This window comes from Hymenobacter roseosalivarius DSM 11622 (assembly GCF_900176135.1).
GTDB classification, from domain to species: domain Bacteria; phylum Bacteroidota; class Bacteroidia; order Cytophagales; family Hymenobacteraceae; genus Hymenobacter; species Hymenobacter roseosalivarius.
This window is the reverse complement of the sequence record NZ_FWWW01000041.1, coordinates 1-23,206: the sequence shown is the minus strand read 5'-3', so window position 1 is coordinate 23,206 and position 23,206 is coordinate 1. Positions and strand designations below refer to the sequence as shown.

At 60.0% G+C, this 23,206-nt stretch carries 23 protein-coding genes, 1 pseudogene and 1 riboswitch; of the genes and pseudogenes, 17 read left to right on the top strand and 7 right to left on the bottom strand.

The window, feature by feature from the left end; all coding sequences use genetic code 11:
* The first annotated feature begins 84 nt into the window (after positions 1-84).
* From metF to B9A24_RS03435, 4 genes and pseudogenes are all read left to right on the top strand, one after another.
* Positions 85-1,040: pseudogene (gene metF / locus B9A24_RS03450) on the top strand (methylenetetrahydrofolate reductase [NAD(P)H]).
* Positions 1,041-1,219: 179 nt separating this feature from the next.
* Entirely contained in the window at positions 1,220-1,696 is a 477-nt protein-coding gene (locus B9A24_RS03445; protein WP_084443778.1) for a tetratricopeptide repeat protein, read from the top strand.
* Between the two features lie 86 nt (positions 1,697-1,782).
* Positions 1,783-2,334, top strand: a complete 552-nt coding sequence (locus B9A24_RS03440) for a hypothetical protein (RefSeq protein ID WP_084443777.1) — start codon at positions 1,783-1,785, stop codon at positions 2,332-2,334.
* Between the two features lie 205 nt (positions 2,335-2,539).
* A complete protein-coding gene (locus B9A24_RS03435) occupies positions 2,540-3,040 on the top strand; it encodes a GAF domain-containing protein (protein ID WP_084443776.1) in 501 nt (166 codons plus the stop codon).
* A gap of 36 nt (positions 3,041-3,076) precedes the next feature.
* On the opposite strand, the gene B9A24_RS03430 is transcribed toward B9A24_RS03435, so the two are convergent.
* On the bottom strand, positions 3,077-3,742 hold the full coding sequence (locus B9A24_RS03430; RefSeq protein ID WP_084443775.1) for a hypothetical protein: 666 nt from the start codon (positions 3,740-3,742) through the stop codon (positions 3,077-3,079).
* Positions 3,743-3,939: 197 nt separating this feature from the next.
* Between B9A24_RS03430 and B9A24_RS03425 the strand changes: the two genes are divergently transcribed.
* From B9A24_RS03425 to B9A24_RS03405, 6 genes are all read left to right on the top strand, one after another.
* Complete coding sequence (locus B9A24_RS03425; RefSeq protein ID WP_084443774.1) at positions 3,940-5,448, top strand: N-acetylmuramoyl-L-alanine amidase; 1,509 nt, start codon at positions 3,940-3,942, stop codon at positions 5,446-5,448.
* Between the two features lie 174 nt (positions 5,449-5,622).
* Positions 5,623-7,023 carry an L-lactate MFS transporter gene (locus B9A24_RS03420; RefSeq protein WP_200813856.1) on the top strand — a complete coding sequence of 467 codons (1,401 nt, stop codon included), beginning with the start codon at positions 5,623-5,625 and terminating at the stop codon, positions 7,021-7,023.
* A 93-nt stretch (positions 7,024-7,116) separates the two neighbouring features.
* A complete protein-coding gene (locus B9A24_RS22230; protein WP_200813855.1) occupies positions 7,117-7,260 on the top strand; it encodes an MFS transporter small subunit in 144 nt (47 codons plus the stop codon).
* 79 nt (positions 7,261-7,339) lie between these two features.
* Positions 7,340-7,663 carry a putative signal transducing protein gene (locus B9A24_RS03415; protein WP_084443773.1) on the top strand — a complete coding sequence of 108 codons (324 nt, stop codon included), beginning with the start codon at positions 7,340-7,342 and terminating at the stop codon, positions 7,661-7,663.
* A gap of 109 nt (positions 7,664-7,772) precedes the next feature.
* Positions 7,773-7,867, top strand: a riboswitch (SAM riboswitch).
* 395 nt (positions 7,868-8,262) lie between these two features.
* On the top strand, positions 8,263-9,246 hold the full coding sequence (locus B9A24_RS03410) for an ATP-grasp domain-containing protein (protein WP_084443772.1): 984 nt from the start codon (positions 8,263-8,265) through the stop codon (positions 9,244-9,246).
* Positions 9,243-10,262, top strand: a complete 1,020-nt coding sequence (locus tag B9A24_RS03405; RefSeq protein WP_084443771.1) for an LLM class flavin-dependent oxidoreductase — start codon at positions 9,243-9,245, stop codon at positions 10,260-10,262. Before B9A24_RS03410 ends, B9A24_RS03405 begins: the two co-directional genes overlap by 4 nt.
* A 33-nt stretch (positions 10,263-10,295) precedes the next feature.
* On the opposite strand, the gene B9A24_RS03400 is transcribed toward B9A24_RS03405, so the two are convergent.
* A complete protein-coding gene (locus B9A24_RS03400) occupies positions 10,296-11,513 on the bottom strand; it encodes a molybdopterin molybdotransferase MoeA (protein ID WP_084443770.1) in 1,218 nt (405 codons plus the stop codon).
* Between the two features lie 320 nt (positions 11,514-11,833).
* On the opposite strand from B9A24_RS03400, the gene moaC reads away from it, so the two are divergent.
* Positions 11,834-12,325 carry a cyclic pyranopterin monophosphate synthase MoaC gene (moaC, locus tag B9A24_RS03395; RefSeq protein ID WP_084443769.1) on the top strand — a complete coding sequence of 164 codons (492 nt, stop codon included), beginning with the start codon at positions 11,834-11,836 and terminating at the stop codon, positions 12,323-12,325.
* Positions 12,312-13,508, top strand: a complete 1,197-nt coding sequence (locus B9A24_RS03390; RefSeq protein ID WP_084443768.1) for an NTP transferase domain-containing protein — start codon at positions 12,312-12,314, stop codon at positions 13,506-13,508. Before moaC ends, B9A24_RS03390 begins: the two co-directional genes overlap by 14 nt.
* A gap of 173 nt (positions 13,509-13,681) precedes the next feature.
* Here the strand turns inward: B9A24_RS03390 and B9A24_RS03385 are convergent, their stop codons facing one another.
* On the bottom strand, positions 13,682-14,098 hold the full coding sequence (locus B9A24_RS03385) for a molybdenum cofactor biosynthesis protein MoaE (protein WP_084443767.1): 417 nt from the start codon (positions 14,096-14,098) through the stop codon (positions 13,682-13,684).
* A gap of 103 nt (positions 14,099-14,201) precedes the next feature.
* Complete coding sequence (locus B9A24_RS03380; protein WP_084443766.1) at positions 14,202-14,444, bottom strand: MoaD/ThiS family protein; 243 nt, start codon at positions 14,442-14,444, stop codon at positions 14,202-14,204.
* A gap of 136 nt (positions 14,445-14,580) precedes the next feature.
* Here B9A24_RS03380 and moaA point away from each other — a divergent pair, with 136 nt between their 5' ends.
* On the top strand, positions 14,581-15,588 hold the full coding sequence (gene moaA / locus B9A24_RS03375; RefSeq protein WP_084443765.1) for a GTP 3',8-cyclase MoaA: 1,008 nt from the start codon (positions 14,581-14,583) through the stop codon (positions 15,586-15,588).
* 317 nt (positions 15,589-15,905) lie between these two features.
* Positions 15,906-16,100 carry a hypothetical protein gene (locus tag B9A24_RS03370; RefSeq protein ID WP_143434738.1) on the top strand — a complete coding sequence of 65 codons (195 nt, stop codon included), beginning with the start codon at positions 15,906-15,908 and terminating at the stop codon, positions 16,098-16,100.
* Between the two features lie 34 nt (positions 16,101-16,134).
* On the opposite strand, the gene B9A24_RS03365 is transcribed toward B9A24_RS03370, so the two are convergent.
* From B9A24_RS03365 to moeB, 3 genes are all read right to left on the bottom strand, one after another.
* A complete protein-coding gene (locus tag B9A24_RS03365; protein WP_084443763.1) occupies positions 16,135-17,295 on the bottom strand; it encodes a putative sulfate/molybdate transporter in 1,161 nt (386 codons plus the stop codon).
* Between the two features lie 68 nt (positions 17,296-17,363).
* Positions 17,364-17,792: a hypothetical protein gene (locus B9A24_RS03360; protein ID WP_084443762.1), complete on the bottom strand. Its 429-nt coding sequence runs from the start codon at positions 17,790-17,792 to the stop codon at positions 17,364-17,366.
* Positions 17,793-17,876: 84 nt separating this feature from the next.
* Entirely contained in the window at positions 17,877-18,986 is a 1,110-nt protein-coding gene (gene moeB, locus B9A24_RS03355) for a molybdopterin-synthase adenylyltransferase MoeB (protein WP_084443761.1), read from the bottom strand.
* 249 nt (positions 18,987-19,235) lie between these two features.
* Between moeB and fdhD the strand changes: the two genes are divergently transcribed.
* The 3 genes from fdhD (at position 19,236) to B9A24_RS03340 (ending at position 23,169) form a co-directional block, all read left to right on the top strand.
* Positions 19,236-20,114: a formate dehydrogenase accessory sulfurtransferase FdhD gene (gene fdhD / locus B9A24_RS03350; RefSeq protein WP_234996949.1), complete on the top strand. Its 879-nt coding sequence runs from the start codon at positions 19,236-19,238 to the stop codon at positions 20,112-20,114.
* A gap of 81 nt (positions 20,115-20,195) precedes the next feature.
* On the top strand, positions 20,196-20,528 hold the full coding sequence (locus tag B9A24_RS03345; protein ID WP_084443759.1) for a DUF7009 family protein: 333 nt from the start codon (positions 20,196-20,198) through the stop codon (positions 20,526-20,528).
* Positions 20,529-20,586: 58 nt separating this feature from the next.
* Complete coding sequence (locus B9A24_RS03340; protein ID WP_084443758.1) at positions 20,587-23,169, top strand: FdhF/YdeP family oxidoreductase; 2,583 nt, start codon at positions 20,587-20,589, stop codon at positions 23,167-23,169.
* Positions 23,170-23,206: the final 37 nt, after the last annotated feature.

Below are 23,206 nucleotides of genomic sequence, written 5' to 3'. Positions count from 1 at the left end.
AGGGAGCTTACCGCCTATTTCTCATTAACTCGCATAATCAATTACCACCCTCTCCGACTCACCAACTTACACTTGGTGTTCTATATGAAAGTAACTGACCACCTGATCCAAGCCGACGGCAAAACGCTGTTTTCCTTCGAGGTTTTGCCCCCCAGAAAGGGCGAGAACATCCAGAATCTGTTCGGCAACATCGAGCCGCTGATGGAGTTCAAGCCGCCGTTCATTGATGTGACTTACCACCGCGAAGGTACGTGTACCGCAAGCAGCCCAACGGCTTTCTGGAGCGCAAAACCGTGCGTAAGCGGCCCGGTACGGTAGGCATCTGCGCGGCCATCAAAAATCGCTTCGATGTGGACACCGTGCCCCACTTGACCTGCGGTGGATTTACAAAAGAGGAAACCGAAAACGCGCTGATCGACCTGCACTTTCTGGGCATTGATAATGTGCTGGCTTTGCGCGGCGACCCGATAAAGTCGGAGTCGCACTTTGTACCCGAGCCCGACGGCCACGCCTACGCCAGCGACCTGATTGAGCAGGTAGCCTGCATGAACAAAGGCCGGTATCTGGATGATGAGCAGGAAGATACGTTTCCGACCGACTTCTGCATCGGCACGGCAGGCTACCCGGAGAAGCACTTTGAGGCGCCCAACTACGGCTCTGACATCCGTTTTTTGAAGCAGAAAATGGACCGTGGGGCCGAGTACATCGTCACGCAGATGTTTTTCGACAACGAGCAGTTCTTCAACTTCGAGAAGCGCTGCCGGGCGGCGGGCATTACGGCTCCCATTATTCCGGGTCTGAAGCCAATGACCACTAAAAGCCAGCTGACTATGCTGCCGCGCACGTTTTTCCTGAACATCCCGGAGGAATTGGCCGAGGCAATCAGCCAGTGCCGCGACAACGAGGACGCCCGCCGCATCGGCATTGAGTGGTGCATCAACCAGAGCCGTGAGCTGATGGCTCACGGCGTGCCCTGCCTGCACTACTATTCTATGGGCAAGTCGGAGTCGATTCGGCGTGTGGCGAAGGAGCTGTTTTAAGTTGCTATTGCCCCGTACAAGCAAAAGCCAGCAACCGAGTTGTTGGCTTTTGCTTTTGACAAAAGCGTATACATTCGGCAGGATATTGAGAGTGGGGAAAAAGCCCCCCGGCAGGCTTTACCCAAACGCAGCAGCTGTTCCAGCGTACACTTTTACCTCAGCATTTACCCCTCCAAGCTATGACTACGCTCGATGATCTGTTTGCCAGGTTGCAGGAGGCAGAAGCGCCAGCGGAGATTGAAGCGTTGCAAAGCGGCATCTGGCAGCTCTGGCTTACCACCGGCGACCAGGCCCTCGACAAGCACCTGGAAGCAGGCATGCGCGCCCTTTCGGCCGGCGACTATACCCGCGCCATTGCCGATTTCACGTTTTTGATTGATAACCGCCCCGACTTTGCCGAAGGCTGGAATAAGCGCGCTACGGCCCACTATATGCGGGGCGAGTACCGCGCTTCTTTGCTGGATATTACCGAAACCCTGCGCCGCGAGCCCCGCCACTTTGGGGCACTTTCCGGCTGGGCAATTATACTGCGCATGTTGGGCGAAGACCGCTCTGCCCTGCGCGTGCTGCAGAGGCTGGCCAAAATCTGCCCTCATTTTCCCGGCCTGCAAACCCAGCTGCGTGACCTGCGCGACCGCACCGACGAGGAACAATAAGTGGCGTCCTTGGCTGGGGGGCTTTTTCGCTTTTGCACGGGCAAAGCCCGAATATCCAACTCGGCAGCAGTTGCGTACACGCTTCTATGAAATCTGCCACTACCTCTCCGTTCTGCCTGGCACCTGCCGCGTGCCTGTCTTTTATCTGCCTTTTCCTGCTCACCGGCTGCGACACCACGCCCCGCGAGCGGCAGGAAGTCGTGCGTCAGGAAGCCCGCAAGCTGGATACTCTGGCTGAGCGCGCCGGCGACCGCCTTGACCGGGCCAGCGACCGTGCCGCCGATTATACGGCCACGGCCCGCGCCCGCAACCGCCAACCTCTCGACCCCGCCGCTGAGTCAGCCTTTACCACCGAGCTGCTCGGCACCTATGCCACCATCGACCAGCTCACCCCACAAAGCATTGAGCCCGCCTACACCCAACTGCTCCGCCAAACCCGCGCCAAGCGCCGCCAGTGGACCCAGCGCGACTGGGACTACGCTACCAGCGTATATAAGCGACTCAACAATCAGTTAAAAGCAATTCGGCTGGATGTGGTCGGGCGCGATGAGCTGCGCATCCGGGGTCTGCAAGCCGAGTTTGTGGCCATGGAATCGGGCCGTGATATAAAGGACCTGGGCCAGGCCGTGAAGGAGTAAATTTTCGCCGTGTGGCTACATCGGTTGGAATTATAACTACGATATATCCCAGGAAAAAGCCCCCCATATTATTTCTGGGGGGCTTTTTTTAACCAGCTCCAACCTTTGCTAATGCTTAGCAAAAGCCTGTTCACACATTGCCGGTTAATACAATATCTTGCAGCTCTACATATCTTGCAACACTACCCCGCCACCTTTCTTTCTTATGACCAGCGCTTCTTCTCCGGATTCGTCCGTGCTCCACGATATTGGAGAGTTCACCTCCGTGCTTCAGCAGCACGGGATTCATACTGCGCTTCAATACCTGAATAGCCGCACGCCGCATCGCTACACCGGCGTTTTCCGCTTTGATGGCGACCAGCTGCGCAATGAGGCCCTCTACGACCGGCGCGACCCCGCTAATGTGCAGCAAGGCCCTGCTGCTCCGATGGAGGCCACATATTGCGCCTTGGTAGGCCGCCAGCAGGCGCCACTGGAAATAACGGATGCTACCACCGACCCACGCGTGAAGGGCGTGGTCGATACGCCCGTCGTGTCCTACTGCGGGGTTCTCATCCGGGATAGTGAGGGCAAGGCATTTGGTACGCTTTGCCACTACGATATGCAGCGCTGCCAGGAGCGCACTACCGATTTACCCTTATTGGAAGCCGCCGCTGACCTGCTATACAACCAATTGTATCCTACTGATAAACAATCAATTAATTAGTTAATCAAAGGACTGGCCAGCTACAAAAACCTATACCTAGAAGGCAACCGTAGCCCGTAGTCGCATGGCGGGCCGATGCATGGTTGTAGTTTCCTGATAGGTGAAGACGCTGCCGCTGTGGTTGTCTTGTTGGGCGGTTTCGTCGCGGGCTCGCAGCACGTCGTAGTAGATTTCCGGGCTTAGGTAAACGCTTTTAAACACCCTGATTCTGGCCCCCAGGCCGGCATTGAGCCCTATCCCGTTGGAAGTACGGGTGTCCGTGACATCCAGGCAGCCGCACAGCCCGCCCGTAAGGTCTCCCGTGGAGCTGTAGCGTCGGTAATACAAGTCGGTGAAAGTGTAGAGCCAATCGTATTTTGTGAGGGGTGCGTATTGAACGCCCAGCTTTACTTGCAGCTCCTTGTCCGTCACCTTTCCCTCCAGGCAATCGGCACAGTAATCATAGCTGGGCTTCACGGTTCCCCGGCTAAAATTGCCCCCCAGCCTTAGCCCAAACCGAGTGGGAGTATACCGCAAAAATAGGCCGGACGCCCACTGGGCCGGATTATTAGCAGGTGAGTTGTCGTAGCGGTGGCCGTTGCCGGAAGGGTTATAGTTTATGACTTCGATGCCGGCTTCATACGCGCGTTTTGGCTCATTCTGGGCGTGGGCAAACAGGGCGCAGCCCAGCAAGCAGGTAGTTAGGGTTAGCATCTTTAGCATAAATACAGGCAATAATAAGGTGGAGGAGAAACTGAGGTAGAGCTGAGCCGTAGCAGCCTCTACTAAGCTGCGTTCAGGCGCTGGGCAGGCAATCGTGGCTATGATGCTTGGTAGAGGATAAATGGTTGCAAACCTCTAAAGACCGAATATTGACTGCTGGTTCTGCATCAGCTAAGCCATTTTCATTCTAACTCTTCATGGGTATACCCAAACTTTTGCTGCGGCTGCTCCTGCTGCTCCAGGTTACTACGGCCCTAGCGCAACTATCGCCTATCGAGACCGCCGAAACCGTACCGGCCGCTGACCAGTGGCTGCAGCCCGGCGACCGGCTGCAGGTACGCCTGAAAGGTCAGCCGGGCGCGACGGCCACCTTTCTGGGGGGCAAATCGATGAATGAATTGTCGCCCATGCTCACCAATGGGCAGCTTGGCATCTATCAGGGAACGTACGTGGTGCAGCCCGGCGACACGCTTTTTGACCGGCTCATTGCCTTTGAGCTGCTCACCGCGGATAGCATGCGCACAGTGGCGTTCAGCCAGAATACGGTGCGTTTTTTAAACCAGAATGCTCCCCAGCTGGCTGTTACTAAAGGCCCGCTGGCTTACCTGAATTACGGCCTGGGCGAAGACCGCCTGGGTGGGGCCAAAATGGGCTACCTCGATTCGCTGGTGGTGCTGAATATTAACGGCAAAGTAGGCAATCAGTACCGGGTACGCCTGGCCGAAAACCAGATTGCCTGGGTGCCGGAGAATAGTGTGCGCTTGCTGCCCCCCGGCGGCTTTATGCCCGGCTCGCTCACTGGCTCGTGGAGCGTGCAGGGCGATTCGCTCTACGACTACGTGCGCGTACCGCTCACCGAGCGCCTGCCCTACCGCTCCCAGCTCCTGACCGAGCCCACGCGCCTGGTCATTGATGTATTCGGGGCCACTTCCAATACCAACTGGATAACCCAGCGCGCGGGCCTGCAAGCCCTCGGCGACGTGCACTACGAGCAAGTGCAGCCCGATGTATTCCGGCTGGTGCTGCATTTACGCCACCGTCAGAGCTGGGGCTACAGCATTGGCTATCAGAATAATGTGCTGACCATTCGCGTAAAACGCCCCCCGGCCAAGATGCACCTACGTGGTCTGACCGTAGCCGTGGACGCCGGCCATGGCGGCACCAACACCGGTGCCGTAGGGGCCAGCGGTGCCCGCGAAAAAGACCTCACTTTAGCCATTGCCCAGCGCCTGCGGCGGAAGCTGGAGCACAAAGGCGCGCGGGTGCTGATGACCCGCGACGCCGACCTGAGCGTGGACAACGGCGACCGAATCCTGCGCCTGCGCCAGGCAAACCCTGATCTACTGGTCAGTATTCACGTTAACTCCTCCAGTAGCAAGACCGTGCGGGGCACCAGCACCTACTACCGCTACGTGGCGTTTCGGCCCCTGTCAACGGCTATTTACGCGGAGATGCTGCGCACGGGCTTACCCGGTTTTGGCAATGTAGGCAGCTTCAACTTCGGGCTGAACGGCCCCACCGAGTACCCGAATGCGTTGGTAGAAACTGCTTTCGTTTCCAACTCTGACGATGAGCGCTTGCTGACCTCACCCGAATTCCAGCAGCGCATGGCGGAGCACATAACCAGGGGCCTGACCAATTTTCTGCGTAACAGCCGCCAGCCGGGTCTGCGGGGCTGGCTAAGTCGCCGACCCGCAGCACAATAGGTACCAGGCTCAACCAAAGCTATAGCTGATTAGCAACATTTACGGGCTTAGGGTTGATAATTTGCCGTAAAAGCATCTACCTTCCTGATTCTCAACCCCGGAGGCACATTTCCAGCCTCTGCCGTGTCCCGGTGCTGTCTCGTTCACCTATTTCCCACCAATTCTCTTTAGCGCATGGCAACCACTACTTCCTGGCTGGACCGCAGCCGCACCATTGCCGGGCCGGGCTTCAACCGCTGGCTGATTCCGCCGGCGGCCCTGGCCGTTCACCTCGCCATCGGGCAGGCGTACGCGTTCAGCGTGTTCAAAAAGCCCATGGGAGCCCTGATCAGCGGCAACGTGGACGCGCCCGCGCCCACCGACTGGACCGCCGGTCAGCTCGCCGTTATTTTCTCCATTGCCATTGTGCTGCTGGGCTTGTCGGCGGCCGTATTTGGCAAGTGGCTGGAGCGCGTAGGGCCGCGCAAAGCCATGCTGGCCTCGGCCTTGTGCTTTGGGGGGGGCTTTTTCATCGCGGCCCTGGGCGTACACCTGCATAGCATCTGGCTCGTGTATTTCGGCTATGGCTTCGTGGGCGGCATTGGGCTGGGTATCGGCTATATCTCGCCGGTGAGCACGCTCATCAAGTGGTTTCCGGACCGGCCGGGCGTGGCTACGGGCATGGCCATCATGGGCTTTGGCGGCGGGGCCATGATTGGCTCGCCCCTGGCCGTGGCCCTGATGGCCTATTTCAAAGACTCGGCTCCGATGGGCGTAGCGCCCACCATGCTCACCATGGGAGCTATCTACCTGGTATTCATGATGTTTGGCGTAATCACCATCCGGGTGCCCGCGGAGGGCTGGAAGCCAGCGGGCTACGTGCCCGCCACCCAGCATACCTCCCTCATCACGACGGCCAACGTAGATGCCGACACGGCTATCAAGACCCCGCAGTTCTGGCTGTTGTGGGTGGTGCTTTGCATGAATGTGACGGCCGGTATCGGGGTGCTCGAAACAGCTTCGCCCCTGATTCAGGAAACGTTCTCGGACGCGTCGATGGGTACGGGTCTGGGCGTGACGGCGGCCGCGGCGGCCGGCTTCGTGGGCCTGTTGAGCTTGTTTAACCTGGTGGGGCGCTTCTTCTGGTCTTCGGCCTCGGATAAGCTGGGCCGCAAGCCCACTTACATGATTTATTTTGGTCTGGGCATCGCGCTCTACGCCTTGGTGCCCACGCTAGCTGGCAATCACTCCCTGGCCCTGTTTGTGATCGTGTGCTGCGTGATTCTGAGTATGTACGGCGGCGGCTTTGCCACCATTCCGGCCTACCTGCGCGACCTGTTCGGCACGATGCAGGTAGGGGCCATCCACGGCCGCCTGCTGACGGCCTGGTCTACGGCCGGCATCCTAGGGCCGCTGATCGTTAACTACCTGCACCAGAACCAGAAAGACAAAGGCCTGACCGGCGCCGAAGCCTACCAGACGGTATTCTACGTGATGGCCGGGCTGCTGGTCGTTGGCTTCATTGCCAATCTGCTCGTGACGGCCGTCAACGAGAAATACCACTACAAGGAAGCCGCCCGCCGGGTAGCCGCCTGATTTGATGTACTGATGGCTGGTGGGCTGATTCGTTAAGTTTAGCGCCAACCCACCAGCCATCAGCAAATCACCCCATCAACAACTCAACTCTGTATGGAAAACCGAATGAATTCTCCGGCCGCCGATGCTACGCCGTCGTCGGGGCTGCAAACGCTGCTGGCCTGGCTCTACGTGGGCGTGCCCCTGTTCTGGGGCGTCTCCCAGACGTTTATTAAGGCGCTGGCTTTGTTTCAATAAAGCCCTCCGCCAGCTCTTTTTTACCCCCAGAAGCACCTAACCGGGTGCTTCTGGTGTTTTGGCTCAAACCGCTGCTGCCATGTTCATTGATCCCCCCAATAGTCCGGTCGTCTTGCTGGAGTCATTTGCCAACTCCATCTCGGCGCACCTGGCCAAAAATCAGCTGGAGACGGCCGGCATTGCCTGCTTCATCAGCAACGAAAACCGCCCCTACGGCCCCATTTCGGGCGGCGTGCGCCTGCACGTGCGCCAGCAGGACGTGGCCGCCGCCCAGCAGATCCTAGCCCGGCATACGGCCCCTATGGCAGCTGTTCGGGATGATGACGCGGACGCACCAGAGTCGGTGGCGGCCCCGGCGGAGGGCAGCCTGCTTGCCCGCCTGCGGGCCTGGCTGCTTGCCTGAAGCCGGTGCCGATGCCGTGCCACGCTACCCGCAGCTTCGTCGTGAATTTGTATTGTTAAAAAATATGTCGGTACATTTGTGCCAGCAATTCTTTCCAACCAAAGGATTGTTTTTATACAGAGGCGTGGAGAGACAGGCTCGACGAAACGCCGGCAACCCCCCAGCTACCCGCTGGAACGGTGCCAAATCCTGACTATATAAAAACAAATTGCCGTGCGCTTTCTCAACACCTCCGCTTTTTCTCTTACCCGCCTTGCTACGCAACCCGCCGGCCGCTTTCTGTCCGTGCCGACCAGTTGTTGGGTGCGCCCGGTAGGTCAGGGTTGTTGTTGTTGATTTCCGCCGCTCCCCGGCCCGCCACTTCCCCCGCCTGAAGCTTTTTCAGCGCCTGCTTTGTGACGGCTTGCCAGGTCCGCGTCGCGCCGGGCAAGCCGTCCGTGGGGCCTCGCCGCCACCGGCTGCGCCTACTACCCCCCCCCGGCCGTTTCCCTGCCTTCGTTTTCTGCCTCACATCGCCCCGTCGGCCATTTCCGGCGTCGTAGCGGCAGCGGCGAGCCGGCCGCCCCCCTCGTTTTCTCCTTCTTCATTCCTTTTCTCTTATGTCTGATTCACAGAAGCCTATCGGCATTTATTACGAGCACCCCGAATGGTTTAAGCCCCTGTTTGCCGAGCTGGACCGTCGCGGGCTGGCCTACGAAAAAATTGACGCCGCCCACCACGCTTTCGACCCCTCCGAGGAGGAAAGCGCTTATAGCCTGGTGATTAACCGCATGAGCTCCTCGGCTTACCTGCGCGGGCACGGTCAGGGTATCTTCCACACCGCCGGCTTCGTGACGCATTTGGAGCGGCTGGGCGTGCGCGTTATCAATGGCTCGGTGGCTACCAGCATTGAGACCAACAAGGCCCGCCAGCTTTCTTTGCTCAGCTCGCTGGGGCTGAAATACCCGAAGTCGCGGGTGGTGAACCACGTTTCGCGCATACCGGGCGCGGCGGCCGAGCTGCGGTTTCCGGTGGTGGTGAAGGTGAACATCGGCGGTAGCGGCGCGGGCATTATCCGCTTCGATACGCCCGCTGGTTTGCAGCAGGCCGTAGACGCGGGCAGCATTGATCTGGGTATCGACCAGACCGCCCTGGTGCAGGAGTACGTGACGCCGCGTGGGGGGCACATTACCCGCGTAGAAACGCTGGACAGCAAGTTTTTGTACGCCATGAACGTATTTACCACCGGCGAGAGCTTCAACCTCTGCCCGGCCGAAATCTGCCAGATCCCCGACGAGCCTACGGCCGGCGACTTCTGCCTGACGGAAGCCCCCAAGAAAGGCATTCAGGTGGAAGCCACCACGCCGCCAGCCGAGGTAATTGAGGCTGTGGAGCGCCTAGTAGCCGCCGCCAAGATCGACGTGGGCGGCATTGAATACCTGATAGATGACCGCACCGGCGAAACCCTGTTTTACGACATCAACGCCCTTTCCAACTTCGTGGCCGACGCCGTGAACGTAGTAGGCTTTGACCCTTACGCCCGCTTCGTGGATTACCTGGAGCAACAACTGGAATTGACCACCGCAAACGCCCTGACCATATGAAATTCGGCTATTGGCTTCCCATTTTTGGCGGCTGGCTCCGCAACATTCCCGACGAGCAAATGCCTACGTCGTGGGACTATGTAAAACAGCTTGCCCAGCGCAGCGAGGACTGGGGCTATAGCCTCACGCTCATCGCGGAGCTGTATTTGAACGACATCAAAGGCCAGGAAGCGCCGGCCCTGGAGGCCTGGAGCACGGCCGCCGCGTTAGCGGCTGTGACAAAAGAGATGGAAATTATGGTGGCGGTGCGCCCGACTTTTCATAACCCGGCGTTGCTGGCCAAGCAGGCAGCTAACATTGATTTGATTGCGCCGGGCCGCTTGTCCTTGAACGTGGTATCGTCGTGGTGGCGCGATGAGGCGACCAAGTACGGCCTGCACTTCGAGCAGCACGACGACCGCTACGCCCGCACCAAAGAGTGGCTGGATGTAGTAACCAACGTGTGGGAAAAAGATCATTTTTCCTACGAAGGCAAGTACTATCAGCTGACTGACAACGTATTGCAGCCGAAACCCGCAAAGAAGCCCTTTCTGTACGCGGGCGGCGAATCGGAAGCGGCCAAGGACCTAATATCGACGCAGTGCGACGGCTACGTGATGCACGGCGACTCGCCGGAGCAGATCGGCCAGCGCATCGCCGACATGCGCCGCCGCCGGGAGCAGAAAAATTTGCCCCCCATGAAGTTCGGCGTGGCCGGCTACAGCATCGTGCGCGACAATGAGCAGGACGTGAAGCGCGAGTTGGACCGGATCACCAACGTGCAGGCTTCGGCGGCTGGCTACGACAACTACCAGCAGTGGCTGGCCGGTACGCAGCTGGAGCAGCAGGTGTCCTTGCAGGATTACTCCGTTTCGAACCGTGGCCTGCGCACCGGCCTCACCGGCACACCCGCCCAGATTCAAGACCGCATCGGTGCTTACGAAGCCGTTGGCGTCGATTTCTTCCTGTTGCAGTGCAGCCCGCAGCTGGAAGAAATGGAGCGATTCTCGGAATCAGTAATTCATGTGCTGGCCTAGGAAAATACCGCCAAGCTCCAGCTTGGCGGTATTTTATTCCCGAAACCGAAGCAGTGGCCACGCTTCGCCAGCGGCAAACTCGGTTTGTTCGGGGGGCAATTCTAGGAAGCCGTCGCAGTGGAGCAGGCTGGCCAGGTCGCCGGAGCCGCCGGCCCGCTGGGGGTGGGCCAGCAGGCGGCCGTCGGGGGCCATGTCGAGGCGCACGGGCAGGAAGTACGTGAGGCGCGGCCGGAAGCTGACAGCTTCGGCCAGCACGGCGTAGGCAGCCGGCGCGGGGGGCATTTCCGGGGCCTGACAAGCCCGCAGCCAGGGCTGTACGTAGCGGTAATAATTCACGAAGGTGGATACGGGGTTGCCGGGCAAAGCAAAGACTACCACCCCGCCCGGCATCTGTCCAAACCAGAACGGCTTGCCCGGCCGCTGCTCTACTTCGTGAAAAATCTGCTCGACGCCCAGCTCGCGCAGTACACTGGGCAAAAAATCGGCCTGCCCTTTTGAGACGCCGCCGCTGAGCACGACGGCATCGAAGCGGCGGAGCAAAGCGGGCAGTCCCTGGCGCAGAATGTCCTGATTATCGTTGAAGTGAAAAGCTTCGGTAACGGCGTCAGCGGCTTGGGCGGCGGCTTGCAGCATGGCCGCGTTGGAGCGCCGGATCTGGTGGGGCAGCGGCTGTTCAGCGATGTCAACCAGCTCGTCGCCGGTGCTGACGATGGCCAGGCGGGCAGGCCGCGTGACGGAGAGGGTAGCCGCGCCGATGGTGGTGGCCACGGCAATCTCGGCCGGCCCCAGGCGGGTGCCGGCGGGCAGCAGCAGGTCGCCCTGGCGGCGGTCGGCGGCGCGGGCGTGGACGTTGTGACCCATTCGCTCGGGCAAAGCGTGCACGGTGGCTACGCGCTGGCCATCAACTTCTTCAAACGACACATCCTCATAACGCACCACCGTATCGGTGCCGGGAGGCAACACGGCGCCCGTCATGATTTCGACGGCCGCCCGCGGATTCTGAAGAGGCTGCGGTGGCGCTCCGGCAAACTGCGTGGCCTCGATGGGAAATGAAATTTGCCCCCCGGCCACGGCCTCAAAGGCCAGCGCGATGCCATCCATGGCCACCCGGTGGAAGGGCGGAAAGTCACGGTCGGCGGTTAGGTTCTGGCGCAATGTCCGGCCGGTGGCAGCCAATAAAGGAACTGTTTCGGGAGGCAGCGGGCGAGCAGTAGCGAGAACCAGACGTTGGGCTTCGGCGACGGAAGTCATAGGGGCGGGAAATAGTTGGAAGGAAAGCGCCGGAGCACGTTCCTGGTTGCGTAACGTAAATTTGCTCTATGCGACCTGTTTGCCGTTAAAGCTGTTATACTTTCTTTGTGTAGCCGTCTACTTTTCACTTCTGCTTATTATAAATAGGCGGTCATGCAGAGCGAAGCATCTCGCGTGCTGACGGTCGAGTACTAAATCCAGCTAAACACGCGAGATGCTTCGCTTTGCTCTGCATGACGTTCTCTTTGAATTGTTTTTGCAAGGCTCAAGGTCAGAAGTCAAGTGTGCCGTTGTGTGTCTCTAAAAATCTCTTTCCGTTTATGTCCGAGCCTCGTTCGCTCACTCACCTCAATGCCGCCGGCCAGCCGTCTATGGTCGATGTGGGGGGCAAAATTGCTACCCGCCGGGTGGCCCGTGCCCGCAGTCGCGTGGTGGTAGGAGCGGAAATTCTGGCGCTGGTGCAGGCCGGCGACCTGCCCACGCGCAAAGGGCCGGTATTTCAGACGGCTATTCTGGCTGGGGTGATGGCGGCCAAGAAAACCGCCGACCTCATTCCGCTCTGCCATCCGCTGGGGCTCGACGACTGCCAGATCCGGATTGAGGTAGCCGCGCCCGATGCTATCCTCATCGAATGCACGGCCACCGTGACCGGCAAAACCGGCGTGGAGATGGAGGCGCTGACGGGCGCTTCGGTGGCCGCGCTTACCGTGTACGACATGTGCAAAGCGCTGTCGCACAACATTGTTATCAGCGAAACCCGCCTGCTCGAGAAGACCGGCGGCAAACAGGACTTCCATCATGTCGACGAATAATACCGCCGCCAATCTGCCCCCCAAGCCACGTACCAAGCACGCGGCTTTAGTCCGCCCTGACCTTGGCGAGTTTGGCCGCTACGAGTTGGCTATTCTGGGTGCGCCTTGCGGCAAGATCAAGGACCTAGTAGCCCGCCTGCTGCCGCACCTCGCGCCCGCGCTGAGCGTGGGCTACGTGGATGCGGACCACGCCGGCGCGGATGCCGACGAGGCGGCGGGCGCCAGCCCTATTCTGCAGGCCGGTGCTACGGCCGAGCTGACCGACAAGATTCAATTTCGCCGCCTCGATCAGCCACGCGGCCTGGATAAGTTCAGCCAGCAGGAGTGGCTGGCGCACCAAAGTCTGGTGTTAGTCAATGGCAATCACTTCCGGGCCAAACAGCAACTTATTATCCTCGACCCGGCCAAGCCGCTGGACCGCAAGCTCGACCGTCTGACGGATGTGCAGCTGATTTTGCGCTTGACAGCCGGGCAAGAATTGCCGGAGTATCTGCGGGCCCATTTGCCGGATGCGGATCGGATTCCAGTACTTGATTTATCCGACACACCATCAATTGCCGCCTTCATCAGGCAATGGTGGCAGGCCAGCGCGCCGCCACTGCGGGGCCTGGTGCTGGCCGGGGGGCAAAGTCAGCGCATGCAGACCGACAAGGGCCGCCTGCGCTACCACGGCCAGGAGCAGCGCGCATACGCCGCCGAGCTATTGGCTGCGGTTTGCCGGGATGTCCACGTCTCCTGCCGCCCCGATCAAGTGGCCGATTTTCCCGCGACGCTACAACCCCTCCCCGACCGTTTTCTCGATCTGGGGCCACTGGGGGGCATTTTATCCGCCTTCCAGCTCGACCCCAACGCGGCCTGGCTGGTCGTGGCCTGCGATCTGCCCTTTCTCTCCGCCGACACCCTGCAACACCTGGTAGCGCACCGCCAGCCGGGCAAGATGGCTACGGCCTTCCAAAGTCCGCACAACGACTTCCCCGAGCCGCTCATCACCATCTGGGAGCCCGGCAGCTACGCCGCGCTGCTGCGGTTTCTGAGCTTGGGCTACTCCTGCCCCCGCAAGGCGCTGATCAACTCGGATGTGGCCGTGCTGAAAGCGCCTGATGCGCGGGAGCTGCGCAACGTGAACACGCCCGAGGAGCGAGAGGCGGCGGAAAGGGAGTTGGGGGCAGACATTCATTTATAACACTGGCAATTACTCCACCTTGTCATGCTGAGCAGAGCAAAGAGCCTTATCGCAGTTGAACGAGCCGTTGATACGCTAGTCGTTCAGGCGTGATAAGGTCCTTCGCTCTGCTCAGCATGACAGACGGGTGTTTTATTGTTTAAATGAACTGGCGTTTCCGCTTATTAGTAAGCCTACGGATGCGCGGCTACCCACACCTGCCCATCCTCAAACTCCTCCTTTTTCCAGATTGGCACTACCTTCTTAATCGTGTCGATAATAAACTGGCAGGCAGCGAACGACTCGGCGCGGTGGGGCGTGGAAACAGCCACCACCACGGCCACATGGCCGATTTCCAGGGTGCCTTTGCGGTGAACGACGGCTATTTTCTGAAGCATAGGCCATTTTTCCTGGGCCTGCTCGGCTACGCGGCGCATCTGGTGCAGGGCCATAGCGTCGTAGGCTTCGTAGTGCAGGCGCACCACGGGCCGGCCGGTCGATTGGTTGCGGACGGTACCGATAAAGGCATTGACGGCCCCTGCGCCTTCCGCCTCCACGGCGGCAATGGTGGCGGCTACGTCGATGGGCTGATCGGTGAGTTCGATAAGCATTGCTTAGTTCTTAGTTGTTGGTTTTTAGTGCCTGGTCGAAAGATGATAATTGTTAGTGCAAACGGCCCAAAAACCAAAAACCAGGCCCTAACAACCAGCAACCCTACCCCCCGCTGACGGGCGGAATCAGCGCGATTTCGTCGCGCTCTTGCAATTGATAGTCATCGGCGGCGTATTCACTGTTTACGGCTACGGCGCAGCTGGTCAGCTCGCGCAGGCGCGGGTACTGCGTGCGCAGTTGCTCCATCAGGCCCGCCACCGATTGCGGGTCAGGCGCGGTCAGCTCCAGCTCGGGGCTGCCGACGATTTCTTTGGTGATGCCGAAAAGAGAAAGTTTGAGTTTCATTTGTTGAAATGTCAGTTCGTAAATTGAGCCTGTCGGAAGGCACTGCGTAAGCAAAGTACGCTGAACCATTTTTGTTCCGAAGCCGTCCTGATTACAGCGCCTACCGTTATAGACTTTCGCTGCCTTTTACCCACCTATGCCCGTTGCTCCTGCTGTTTTGTACGATAATCACGGCCGCCCACTCGAATACGTGCGTGTGGCCGTTACGGATCGTTGCAACCTGCGCTGTTTTTACTGCATGCCCGCCGAGGGCATCGAGTACATGCCCAAAAACGCGCTGCTGAGCTACGAGGAAATGGAGCGCGTCGTCGGTATTCTGGCCGGGCTGGGCGTACGCAAAGTGCGCCTGACCGGCGGCGAGCCCTTCGTGCGCCGCGACCTGGTGCCTTTCATGGACCGCCTAAGCCGGATTCCGGGCATCAGCGACATCAGCCTGACGACCAACGGCGTACTTACGGCCCCGCACATCCCGGAACTGGTGCGCCTGGGCATTCGCAGCGTCAATCTAAGCCTCGACACGCTCGACCGCGCCCGTTTCCTGCGCATCACCCGCCGCGACGAGTTGCCCCGTGTGCTGGACACGCTGCATGCCTTGCTGGCCACCAACATCGCGGTCAAGATAAACGCGGTAGTGATGGATGGGCAGAACATCGAAGACCTGATTCCGCTGGCCGAGCTCACCCGCGAGCTGCCCGTAGACGTGCGCTTCATCGAGGAAATGCCCTTCAACGGCGGCAGCCACGGGGCCATTGCCTTGCCCTGGAACCACGTCCGGATTCGGGAGCATCTGCGGGGGGCTTTTCCGGGGCTGCACGCGCTGCCCACACCGGCCGGAGCCACCGCGACGGCCTACGCTATTCCGGGCCATGTTGGCCAGCTCGGCATTATCGCGGCGTACTCGCGCACATTTTGCGGCACCTGCAACCGCATTCGGCTCACGGCCGAGGGCGGCCTCAAAACCTGCCTCTACGATCAGGGCGTGCTCGACGTGCGGACGCTGCTGCGCGCTGGCAGCTCCGACGACGAGGTGCGCGCGGCCCTGATGCACGCCTTCCGCCACCGCGCCGCCGACGGCTTCGAGGCCGAGCGCCAGCGCCCCGTGCACCAGCTCAGCTTTGAGTCCATGTCTACGATTGGGGGCTGAGGCGGGGGCGACTGACCCTGCCGGCCAGCGGCCCATCCTTACTAAGTGAAGCACCGCGCCCACCATCGTCGCCCTTGCGCAAAAAAATTGCACTAACTAAGAGCGATTAGACTAACAGCGCGAAACAAGTAGTTGTCATCTCCTGGTTGACCTCCAAAAAACGCGTCTATAACCCATGTAAGCGCATTTCGCGCTCCTGAGCCAATCTCTAATCCAGCTGTAATTCAGTAGTTATCCTACCGTTACACTGCCTTATTCTGAGGCAGCCATCTTCCGTTCAGCTTGTACTGCTACCAGAATAGTTGAACATTTGCGGCATGAGACCAATGCAACTCTCCGATTTGGACAAACGAGCCGGACGCGAGCGGGCTGTCGCCTGGGCATTAGCCATCACCCTGAATACGACGCTGGCCCCCAAGCAATACGAAAAGCAGCTGCTGGAGCGGTTTATCGCGGGCCAGCTGTCACTGGACGAGGTTATCAGCTGCCTGCAGGAGCAGCAGGAAGAGTAGGCGGGCTGCGCCTGTTGCCAACACGGCGCCCGCTTTACTTCCCCAGGCCGGCCCAGCCGCGCTGCATAGCGTAGTACACCGCCGTACCCACTACCAGACCTACCAGATACCCATAAGGCAGTCCGCCGCAGAGCAGGCCCACCAGCAGTGCCACCAGCAAATCGGCGCGGGAACCGGTCAGGTCGCGGATGAGGGCAGCTAGGGTTAGGGCCTCAAACAGGAGCAGAATACCGAGGATAGGCAGCGGGAAAATCTGCACGATCTGGGCGAAGCCCTGACTGAAAAACAGGCCCATTACCAAAAAAAGCCCCCCATACAGAATAACGGAGCCCCCAGAGCGCGCGCCGAACGCGTGGTGCCCCACCAGCCCGCCCGAGCCGTGGCACACGGGAATGCCGCCGAAAAAGGGATTCACCAGATTCATCAGGGAGTACGTGAAGCTGATCTGCCGGACGGTGATGCGGCGTTCGGGGAAGAAATCGGTGAGGACCTGGCTGGTGGCCAAGATGGAGTTGCCGAGCGAAAGCGGAATCTGGGGCAAAGCCAGCAGCAGCGCGCCGGTGAGCACGTCGGCACGGTTGGGCTGGTGCCAGGTGGGCAGGTGAAAGCCGAGCGCGGCGTAGGAAGCCGTTAGATCGAGCTTGAAAATCAGGGCATAAAGGCCTCCCAGCGCAATGACCAGCAGCGCCGCTGGCCAGCGGCGGTTGCCCAGCAGCGCCACCGTAATGGCGAAGGCCGCCGCCGCCAGCACATAGCCCCCCAGCCCATCGGCCGGCACGTACTCTTTAAGCGCCAGCGAAGCCAGCTGCAAGGCCAGCCCCAGCTGAATACCGCGCACCACGGGTTTGGGCACCAGCCGCGCCAGCCCATCGATCAGCCCCAGCACCGAGAGCAGAAACATGACGATGCCAATGGCCAGTCCGCCACCATAAATAACGCTGCCGGGCAATTTTTGGGCAATAACCAGAGCCGCAAAGGCCTTCAGCGGCTGCACGGGCATGGGCAATCCGTACCAAAATCCCGAAAACAGCTGCATCAGCCCAAACATGACCAGCACACTGGCGCTATCCACGCCCGAGGCGGCAATGATGCCGATAAGCAGTGGCAAATCGGTGCCCAAGTCCCCGAATGCCCCCGCCAGCTCGTTGCGGTCAAAACGGATGCGGCGGGGCGAGGGAGCGATACTGGGGGGCATTTTGGGCACTTATAATCTTAGCAAATGAAGGCTTGGGCAGGTGCCGGCACCAGTAACCCCGACGACCATTAGGCTTCCTGCAGCCAGCGCGTGGCCTCGCCTTCATCATCAAAAACCTTAGTCAGAAAAGGGCGTTCCGGCGCGAGCATATACGCCACATACTGCTGGTGCGCCGGATCGTTGCGGAAGCGTTCGTAGATATAAGTGGAGTTGAGGACGGCCAGATGCAGACGCTGGGGCAATAGTTGGGCGGCGGCCTGTGGATAGAAGGTCGCGCTGGCCCACGCGCTCAGCTGCGGATCGGTGTCTTCGCGACGGCGCACATCCAGCAGCCAGCGGGCGCAGTTATGCTCCGCAGCTACTTCCAACATCGTCTGATAATCGGCCTGCAGGACCGGCAGGGCAGCATCCTGGTGCCAGCGCACAATCAGAATCTCAAGATCGGGGCGGTAAGCACTGGTGCGCGTGGTGGTAGACGACGGGGTAAAGTTGGGCATGGTAGGTAGGCTCGGGTCAAATATTCATCCGACGCGATGTATTGCACGGATGTCCTGTAAACTAATTTGTCCTGAAATCCTCCCTCAGTATTGCGGCATCGTCGGGTCGACCTCCAACGCCCAGGCATGAATGCCCCCCGTCAGGTTCTGCAAATTGGTAAAACCAGCCTTGGTTTGCAGCTCTGTAATAGCCGCGGCGCTCCGCCCGCCGTGGTGGCAATACACCACAATCGGATGATGGCGGGGCAGCAAGCCGGCGCGAGCTAATACCTGGCTCAGCGGAATAAGCGTGGCACCCGGCAAATGAAAGTGGTAGTACTCTTCCGGCTCGCGCACATCCAGCAGAAACGGCGGCGCCTCGGAGGCCAATAGCTCCGCCAGTTCCGGCGCCGTTACGGCTACTGGCGCGGCCGAGCAGAGCTCCGCATAATCGGCGGGGGAAGCCGTGCTGAGGTTGATGAGCGAGTGCTCGGGGTGGCGCGGAAAGCGCAGAATACGCGACTGAAAGCTCAGCGCATCGAACACCCAGAGCCGGCCGCGCAGCACCTCACCCAGCCCAAGCAGCACCTTCAGCGCCTCGGTGGCCTGAGCACAGCCAATGAGGCCGGGCAGCACGCCCAGCACGCCGGTGGTGTCGCAGTTGGGCGCTTCGGCGGCCGAAGGCGGCGTCGGGAACAGGCAGCGGTAGGTGGGGCCACCCTGATAATTGAACACCGACACCTGGCCTTCAAACTTATAAATGGCCCCCGACACCAGCGGTCGGCCCACACTCACGCAGGCATCGTTGAGCAGGTAGCGGGTGGCAAAATTATCGGAGCCATCTACCACTAAATCATAGGCGGCCACCAGCTTTTCGACGCTCACGCGGTCGACGCGCCGGGCGTGAATCTCGCATTTGATGGTTGGATTGAGGCGCTTCACGGCACGAGCCGCGGCCTCCGCCTTTATCTGGCCAATATCCGCGTTGCCGAACAGGATCTGGCGCTGGAGGTTGCTGAGCTCCACCCGGTCGGAGTCGGCAATACCGAGCGTACCGACACCTGCGGCCGCCAGGTATTGTAGCACCGGGCAGCCCAGGCCCCCGGCCCCCACCACTAGCACCCGGGCGGCCAGCAGCCGCGCCTGCCCGTCCTCCCCGATTTCGGGAAGCTGCAAGTGGCGGCGGTAGCGTTGACGGTCTTCTTGAGTGAGCATAGAACAGATAAGTAACTATAGAAACCTAGCTAAAGCAAATTTAGGTTTATCAACGGGATGTAGAGACGCGTACTCGCGTCTGCCGTTGCTGGTGTTGTTTAGGTGAACTATTCGGACGGCGCAGTACCAGTTGCTCAATGATGAGACGCGAATACGCGTCTCTACACTGTAAGGCTAAACTAACTTCAGCACCATAGAGTTAATCAATGCCTGGTAGCCACTGCTTTTTCCGCCTTCTAATCCTGCCCCGTGTCAGCACCCGTTTTTTTGCCCCCCACCAGCTACGACTACGTCACCATACACAAAGTTCAGGGCGAAGAAATAACCGTGGCTTCCGATGTGCTGGCCGCCGAAGAGCCTTTGGAAATCCGGGTCGGCTACGGCCCCACCGGCCAGCGTGAGCACCGTACCTTATCCATCACCATGCGTACGCCCGGCCACGACTTTGAGCTGGCCGCCGGTTTTCTGTTTACCGAAGGCATCATCCGCGGCCGGCCGGACTTGCAGGGCATCATTTATTGCCCCGACGTAGAAAAAGAAGACGAGCGCGAAAACGTGGTGCGGGCCGAGCTGGCCCCGACCACCGCCCCCGATCTGCCCCGCCTGGAGCGCCACTTTTACACCAGCAGCAGCTGCGGGGTCTGCGGCAAGACTAGCATTGAGGCGGTACACGCGGCTTCCTGCCCGGTGTTGCCCAAAAATGCCCCCCACGTAGACCCCGCCGTGATTCATCAACTGCCGGAGCGGCAGCGGGCGGCCCAGGCGCTGTTTGAGCAGACGGGCGGCCTGCACGCGGCGGCTTTGTTCTCGCCTGAGGGCGAACTGCTGCTGCTGCGCGAGGATGTGGGCCGCCACAACGCGCTGGATAAAGTCATTGGCGCGGCCCTGTTTCAGGAGATGCTGCCGCTGCACAACGCTATCTTGCTGGTGAGTGGGCGAGCCTCGTTTGAGCTGGTGCAGAAAGCGGCCGTAGCCGGCATTCCCCTGATGGCCGCCGTAGGTGCGCCCAGCTCGCTGGCGGTGCAGGCTGCTCAAAACTTTGGCATGACGCTCTGCGGCTTCGTGCGCCAGGGCCGCTACAACGTATATTGTGGGCAGTGGCGCATCCGCACAACCGAAGAGACCTAACCAGTGAACGTTTCCTCACCCCCTCTCCCAGGGGCTCGGGAGTGAGGCCAATCGTTGAACACATCCAAACCTATTGCCTTCATGAAACTCCGTATCGAAGACAACACCCTGCGCCTGCGCCTCTCGGCGGAGGACGTACGCCGCTTCGGCCAGACCGGGCGCGTGGCCGTCACCGTGAAGCTGGGTCCCCGTCCGGCCGATGAGCTGACGTATAGCCTGGAACACGCTCCCAACCCGGAAGCGGACGCCGTGCGCGTACTATTTACCGGGGGGACGCTCAACGTATTGGTGCCCCGCACGATGGCCGCCGAATGGGTTGATTCCGACCAGATTGGCTTTTCAGAGACTTTAAATGTGACGGAAAACCAAGAGTTACGTATTTTGGTTGAGAAGGACCTGGATTGTAGTCATTAGTCCGCGCTGCTTTCGTCTTTAGCTTTATTCTACCACGCTCATTTTCTCTTATAGCATCATGGAAGATTCTCCCCAGACTGACCCCAGCAAGGCCGGCAAAACCCACGAGCAGGCCGCCAGCATCGCCCCCAAAAGCGGCGAGCGGCCCGACCAGGGCGCGGCTCCTACGCCCGACTACGAAATCCCAAACGCCGATAATCCGACCAAAATGGAGCATGAGGCCAGCGCCGATGCGCCCATTCACCACATTCCGGCCCCTGAAGTAGCCAACGCGAAGTACTTGTTTCCGATTCTGGCCCAGCCCCCCGAGGAGCTGACGGGCTTGCGCCTGGAAGGCCAGGCCAGAGTAGCGGCCGGCGTCACGGCCGTACTCAAATCCATGCAGTTCAGCTGGGGCGAGGGCGGCGTGAACCGTGGCTCTAAGGTCTTGCTGGCCATGAACCAGAAAGACGGCTTCGACTGCTCCAGCTGCGCCTGGCCCGACCCCGACGAGCACCGCTCCGTGGCCGAGTTTTGCGAGAATGGGGCCAAAGCCTCCGCCTCCGACGCCGACGACAAAGCCGCCGGCCCCGACTTCTTTGCCCAGCACAGCCTGGCCGACCTCTCGCGCATGACCGACCGCGACCAGAACAACGCCGGCCGCCTCACCCACCCGATGGTCAAGCGCCCCGGCTCCGACCGCTACACCCGCATCGAGTGGCTGGAGGCCTTCCAGATCATTGGCCGGGAGCTGAACGCGCTGGACTCGCCCGACGAGGCCGTGTTTTATACCTCGGGCAAGGTGCCCAACGAGCCGGCGTTTCTGTTTCAGCTCTTCGTGCGCGAGTTTGGCACCAACAACCTGCCCGACTGCTCCAATATGTGCCACGAGAGCAGCGGCTCAGCCCTCAGCCCCACGCTGGGCTTGGGCAAAGGCTCAGTCACGCTCAACGACATTCATGAGGCCGAAGTCATTATCGTCATCGGTCAGAACCCCGGCACCAACCACCCCCGGATGCTGTCGGCTTTGCAAAAAGCCAAGCGTAACGGGGCCAAAATCATCAGCGTGAACCCGCTGATCGAAGCCGGCCTGGTTCACTTCAAAAACCCCCAGGATTTCATGAACCCGCTGCGGGCGCTGGGCGCACTGCTCGGCGACGGCACCCAGATTACCGACCTCTACCTGCAAGTGCGCGTGGATGGCGACATGGCTTTGCTGCGCGGTATTATGAAGCACCTATTTGAGGCCGAAGACCAGAATCCCGGTCAGGTCGTGGATCGTCCTTTCATCGAGGAGTTTACCACGGGCTTCGAGAGCTTTGAGCAGAATATCCGCAACACCAGCTGGGAAGATATTGAGTCGGAAAGCGGCGTGAGCCGGGCGCAATTGCTGGAGGCGGCCAACATCATTGCCACCAAGCAGAAGATTATCACCTGCTGGGCCATGGGCGTCACGCAGCAGCGCAACGGCGTGCAGACCATTCAGGAAATCGTGAATCTGCAGCTCATGAAGGGAGCCATCGGCAAGCCGGGGGCCGGCACCTGTCCGGTGCGGGGCCACTCCAACGTGCAGGGCGACCGCACGATGGGCATCTGGGAGCGGGTGCATTCGGGCTTCCTCGACGCGTTGGAAAAGGAGTTTAAGTTTACGGCTCCCCGCGAGGACGGCTACGACGTGGTAGAAGCCATCAAGGCCATGCGCGAGAGCAAAACCAAGGTATATTTCAGTCTGGGGGGCAATTTGTTGGCCGCCGGCCCCGACACGGAAATGATTGCCGAAGGAATGCGCCGCCAGAAGCTGACCGTATTCGTGGGCACCAAGCTCAACCGCGGCCACCTCGTGACGGGCGAAACCAGTCTGCTCTTGCCCTGCTTTACCCACGCCGATATTGATATGCAGCAGTCGGGCCAGCAGATTACCTCCTGCGAAAACTCCATGGGTGTCGTGAGTCAGAACAAGGGCGTGCTGGTGCCCCTGGCCGGCGAGATGCTCAGCGAAGTAGCCATCATCAGCGGTATGGCCATCGCCACCCTCGGCGACCGCACCAGCACCGACTGGGTAGGCATGACCCGCAACTACGACGTGATCCGCGACCATATTTCCCGCGTGATTCCGGGCTTCGAGAAGTTCAACGAGAAGCTGCGCCAGCCGGGGGGCTTTTATCTGCCCAACGGCCCTCGGGAGCGGAAGTTTACCACCAAGAATGGCAAGGCCAACTTCAGCACCACGCAGCTAGAAAAGCATACCCTGGAACCCGGCCAGCTCGTGCTGATGACCGTGCGCAGCCACGACCAGTTCAACACGACCATCTACGAGTACAACGACCGCTATCGGGGCATTCACAACGAACGGCGGGTACTGTTTATGAACGAGCGGGATATGGCCGAGCGCGGCCTCAAAGCCAAGGACCTCATCGACATCACCAGCCACTTCGAGAATGAGCAGCGTACGGTGGAGAAGTTCGTGGCCGTACCGTATGATATTCCGAAGGGAAACGTGTGTGCTTATTTTCCGGAGGCGAACCCGCTGGTACCCATTTCCAGCGTAGCCAAAGTAAGCAACACGCCTACTTCCAAATATGTGGTAGTGACGGTGGTGCCCGCCACCATTTCCAAGGGTACTTCGGAAAAAGCCATGGCGCGCGAAGCAGTAGAAGCGTAGGTTTATTAAAGCAAAAAAGCCNCCACTGTTCTTGGGG

Excerpts from the sequence above, each read along its gene's own strand:
- B9A24_RS03390 (WP_084443768.1), top strand. The coding sequence starts at position 12,312 with ATGTCGACGAATAATACCGCCGCCAATCTGCCCCCCAAGCCACGTACC.
- B9A24_RS03360 (WP_084443762.1), bottom strand. The coding sequence starts at position 17,792 with ATGCCCAACTTTACCCCGTCGTCTACCACCACGCGCACCAGTGCTTAC.
- B9A24_RS03435 (WP_084443776.1), top strand. The coding sequence starts at position 2,540 with ATGACCAGCGCTTCTTCTCCGGATTCGTCCGTGCTCCACGATATTGGA.
- B9A24_RS03420 (WP_200813856.1), top strand. The coding sequence starts at position 5,623 with ATGGCAACCACTACTTCCTGGCTGGACCGCAGCCGCACCATTGCCGGG.
- B9A24_RS03345 (WP_084443759.1), top strand. The coding sequence starts at position 20,196 with ATGAAACTCCGTATCGAAGACAACACCCTGCGCCTGCGCCTCTCGGCG.
- B9A24_RS22230 (WP_200813855.1), top strand. The coding sequence starts at position 7,117 with ATGGAAAACCGAATGAATTCTCCGGCCGCCGATGCTACGCCGTCGTCG.
- B9A24_RS03385 (WP_084443767.1), bottom strand. The coding sequence starts at position 14,098 with ATGCTTATCGAACTCACCGATCAGCCCATCGACGTAGCCGCCACCATT.
- moeB (WP_084443761.1), bottom strand. The coding sequence starts at position 18,986 with ATGCTCACTCAAGAAGACCGTCAACGCTACCGCCGCCACTTGCAGCTT.
- B9A24_RS03340 (WP_084443758.1), top strand. The coding sequence starts at position 20,587 with ATGGAAGATTCTCCCCAGACTGACCCCAGCAAGGCCGGCAAAACCCAC.
- B9A24_RS03365 (WP_084443763.1), bottom strand. The coding sequence starts at position 17,295 with ATGCCCCCCAGTATCGCTCCCTCGCCCCGCCGCATCCGTTTTGACCGC.
- B9A24_RS03415 (WP_084443773.1), top strand. The coding sequence starts at position 7,340 with ATGTTCATTGATCCCCCCAATAGTCCGGTCGTCTTGCTGGAGTCATTT.
- B9A24_RS03370 (WP_143434738.1), top strand. The coding sequence starts at position 15,906 with ATGAGACCAATGCAACTCTCCGATTTGGACAAACGAGCCGGACGCGAG.
- moaA (WP_084443765.1), top strand. The coding sequence starts at position 14,581 with ATGCCCGTTGCTCCTGCTGTTTTGTACGATAATCACGGCCGCCCACTC.
- B9A24_RS03380 (WP_084443766.1), bottom strand. The coding sequence starts at position 14,444 with ATGAAACTCAAACTTTCTCTTTTCGGCATCACCAAAGAAATCGTCGGC.
- B9A24_RS03425 (WP_084443774.1), top strand. The coding sequence starts at position 3,940 with ATGGGTATACCCAAACTTTTGCTGCGGCTGCTCCTGCTGCTCCAGGTT.
- moaC (WP_084443769.1), top strand. The coding sequence starts at position 11,834 with ATGTCCGAGCCTCGTTCGCTCACTCACCTCAATGCCGCCGGCCAGCCG.
- B9A24_RS03430 (WP_084443775.1), bottom strand. The coding sequence starts at position 3,742 with ATGCTAAAGATGCTAACCCTAACTACCTGCTTGCTGGGCTGCGCCCTG.
- B9A24_RS03400 (WP_084443770.1), bottom strand. The coding sequence starts at position 11,513 with ATGACTTCCGTCGCCGAAGCCCAACGTCTGGTTCTCGCTACTGCTCGC.
- B9A24_RS03405 (WP_084443771.1), top strand. The coding sequence starts at position 9,243 with ATGAAATTCGGCTATTGGCTTCCCATTTTTGGCGGCTGGCTCCGCAAC.
- B9A24_RS03440 (WP_084443777.1), top strand. The coding sequence starts at position 1,783 with ATGAAATCTGCCACTACCTCTCCGTTCTGCCTGGCACCTGCCGCGTGC.
- B9A24_RS03445 (WP_084443778.1), top strand. The coding sequence starts at position 1,220 with ATGACTACGCTCGATGATCTGTTTGCCAGGTTGCAGGAGGCAGAAGCG.
- B9A24_RS03410 (WP_084443772.1), top strand. The coding sequence starts at position 8,263 with ATGTCTGATTCACAGAAGCCTATCGGCATTTATTACGAGCACCCCGAA.